The sequence below is a fragment of the Psychrobacter sp. genome (assembly GCF_041554015.1).
In the GTDB taxonomy this organism is placed as follows: Bacteria; Pseudomonadota; Gammaproteobacteria; order Pseudomonadales; family Moraxellaceae; genus Psychrobacter.
Window position 1 is genome coordinate 1 of the sequence record NZ_JBFFMS010000094.1, and the last position, 1,324, is coordinate 1,324.

The 1,324-nt window shown below is 47.1% G+C and carries 3 protein-coding genes; all 3 read right to left on the reverse strand.

What is annotated here, in order from left to right:
- Positions 1–2 precede the first annotated feature (2 nt).
- A complete protein-coding gene (locus ABYU67_RS12205) occupies positions 3–329 on the reverse strand; it encodes a phage head closure protein (RefSeq protein ID WP_372845583.1) in 327 nt (108 codons plus the stop codon).
- Between the two features lie 8 nt (positions 330–337).
- Complete coding sequence (locus ABYU67_RS12210; protein ID WP_372845584.1) at positions 338–628, reverse strand: head-tail connector protein; 291 nt, start codon at positions 626–628, stop codon at positions 338–340.
- Positions 609–1,324 (reverse strand): phage portal protein (locus ABYU67_RS12215; RefSeq protein ID WP_372845586.1); only part of this gene is annotated, 716 nt, incomplete at its 5' end. The genes ABYU67_RS12215 and ABYU67_RS12210, both read right to left, overlap by 20 nt.

Below are 1,324 nucleotides of genomic sequence, written 5' to 3' on the forward strand. Positions count from 1 at the left end.
GCTCATTTGACACTCTTTAACATCAATGTGATGTACTCAAGACCGCTGTGGTCGTCAGGTAAGGGATCGCCATCGATGGCATACATTTTCCCGCGATGTTCTATGCGCATCTTGCTAGTGATGTCAGTGCGATAGCGCAACACGCAACGAGCACGTGTTTCGCTATCAGCGGCTTGAGCGTTGATAACATCTTTGACCGATAGCGGTGTGAAGTTCGCTGATAGTGTGTGAGTGGGCGTCCATGTTGTGTTACCACTACCGCCCATTGGTGACGCTGTGCTAACAGATTCATGCACAGTAATGCGATTGCGTAAGGAGCTGGCTTTCATAATCGTCCTTATGTCACGGTAGGTTTACGGTATGGATAGAGCATCGACACGACCGGCTGTGGTAAGTAGTTTCCATTGGTCGGTGTGTCTTTGTCTGGGCTGCGATTCTCGTCAAAATAACCGACCATCATCAGCGTAGCGACCTTGATATCATCAGTGCCGGTTGCTGGTATCTCTTCGGTTATATAACGCTTTATTGCTGACTCAGCAGCTTTGATATACATCGTTAGATTTAAGTCGTTAGAGTCATCGTCATAGCGTAGATGATGTTTGACTTGTTCAAGCGTTACCCAATCCATCATCATCTCCTTTTGGTTGGTCATCAGTTGGAGTAGGCGCGGGAGCCTTGGCAAATGGGTCAGGGCTACTGTCACGCTTAGCAATGGCAGCAAGGCTAAAGTTTTGCTGCTGTATCATTGGACTTTCACCACCAGGTACAGGCCGCAAGCCAACCTTAGCGCGTGCCTCATTAGGCGACATGATTGCGCCTTTGACGCCTTTGTCTAAATAGTCCATCTGACTACTAGCATCCATTCGTAATAGAGCATCAAGACAAAATTCAACTTCGACACCGTCTTCTAATTGCAAATGCTGATTGAGTAGGTTTTCAATGCTCTCAATATAGTGCTGCAAGCAGTCGCTATAATAGATATCGTTATGATCACTTACTTTGCCCGCCGGTATTGGCGCAAGCCCTACCTTAAAAGCAGGTACACTAAACGCTGTACAGATGATTTCACCAGACATTTTCAGTTGCTCAACGAGCTGGGCATCATGTGCAGCGACGGACATAGGGACGTAAGTCATACCGTCGCTCAGTACAGCTGTGCCACCTCTACCGCCCTTGGAATAATTTTTTTCCCAATTCTCTTTGAGCTCTTTACTATTGCTTTCACTTATAGAGCCAGGTGCGGTTAATATTCCAGATGGCCGCGATTCATTGGCAAAGAATGATTGAGCGTTGCGCTGGATGCTAATGCCTTGACTGGCTGATA